Origin of the sequence: Croceitalea marina, assembly GCF_042684265.1 — a bacterium.
Taxonomy (GTDB): Bacteria; Bacteroidota; Bacteroidia; order Flavobacteriales; family Flavobacteriaceae; genus Croceitalea; species Croceitalea marina.
Map to the genome: position 1 here is coordinate 1 of NZ_JBHULB010000034.1, position 1,158 is coordinate 1,158.

Below are 1,158 nucleotides of genomic sequence, written 5' to 3' on the forward strand. Positions count from 1 at the left end.
CCCTTTAATCTATGTATTGAGCAATCTGACAGAGCGCGGCGATGATGTAGCATTTCTAAAATTATGGGAATTGAACGTAGTGAGATGTAGTGATTTTAGTCGCCGCAGGCGAATGCTACATCATCGGCTTAGTATAACCGTTCAGTTACGAATAAAAGTAGCGATTATTTTTGATTTTTCATAAGCTATAGCAATTAAGATGGATTCTGTGACGTTAGTCGAATCCGCCGTAATTGCGGTTATACATTGTTGGCAACTGGCTTTTTATTTATTAGGTACATCTCCTTCACCTGGGTTTCTAATCACAAATCCATATTCTACATCATCTGGAACATTATAAGTTTGCCAGAATTTACCTCCAATTCCTGCTAGTTGATTTTTGTTATCATCTCTCTCTAAACCAAAATCTGCAAAATAAAGTTTTGCCCCAAAGTTGAACTGTATTGAATCCGTATCTTTCATTTCATAAATTATTTCTTGGTTTGGATTCAAGTTGAATTTTCCCTCAACAGATATAGTTTCATTTGTCTTATTCAAGAAAAATATTTTATAGGATTCTCCAGTTTTTTCATATTCGGCTGGGATTATAAAAGTTTCATCGCCTTTTTTGATTATTACGTTTCCGTGCTTATCTGTATATCTATTCTCTTTTTTACAGCCAACTAAAAAAGATAAAATTCCTATAGTCAGTATTATTGTTTTTAACTTCATTTTTAAATGATTTGCGAAGTGTTTTTTGTCTTTTCATTTATTTGATCAAACTTCTTTTCTCCAAGTTCAGTTTTTATTAATTCGGAATTTTGCTCCACAAGCTTTTTAAGAGCGATTCCGATTAGATGTTTAATTCCGATTTCTTGGGAAATCAGAAGTCTTATTTGTTCGTCAGTCAATTCCGCTATACTTATTTTCCGATAGCGATAGCATTTTTCAACTAAATTAGTCGGAAATTCTGATGGGTTTTTCCAAATATCTTTTTCTAATTGTTCGATTGATTTCGTTTCCACTTGCGGTTTTCTTTAGCTTGTTGCCAACGGTCTCGGCTCGTATGTTTGTTATTGATGATGAAGATACTATAATTATCAAAATATTTTCTAAGCTAAAGCTTTAGCTTAGAAAGCAATTAACAAGCTTAAATAGGAGGGACATCGAGGTCTCGGC

Annotated in this window: 3 protein-coding genes; 1 reads left to right on the forward strand and 2 read right to left on the reverse strand. The window is 33.4% G+C overall.

Translation table 11 applies throughout. The features are described from left to right. On the forward strand, positions 1 to 184 hold a 184-nt coding region (locus ACFSQJ_RS14190), incomplete at its 5' end, for a hypothetical protein (RefSeq protein ID WP_377767633.1). A gap of 80 nt (positions 185 to 264) precedes the next feature. Here the strand turns inward: ACFSQJ_RS14190 and ACFSQJ_RS14195 are convergent. Both ACFSQJ_RS14195 and ACFSQJ_RS14200 read right to left on the reverse strand, forming a co-directional pair. Then, a complete protein-coding gene (locus tag ACFSQJ_RS14195) occupies positions 265 to 711 on the reverse strand; it encodes a hypothetical protein (protein ID WP_377767634.1) in 447 nt (148 codons plus the stop codon). A 2-nt stretch (positions 712 to 713) separates the two neighbouring features. Continuing rightward, positions 714 to 1,004, reverse strand: coding sequence for a contact-dependent growth inhibition system immunity protein (locus tag ACFSQJ_RS14200; protein WP_377767635.1), 291 nt, complete (start codon positions 1,002 to 1,004; stop codon positions 714 to 716). Between the last annotated feature and the right edge of the window lie 154 nt (positions 1,005 to 1,158).

What these genes read in the sequence shown, in the direction of transcription:
- ACFSQJ_RS14195 (WP_377767634.1), bottom strand. Translation starts at nt 711, where the DNA reads ATGAAGTTAAAAACAATAATACTGACTATAGGAATTTTATCTTTTTTA.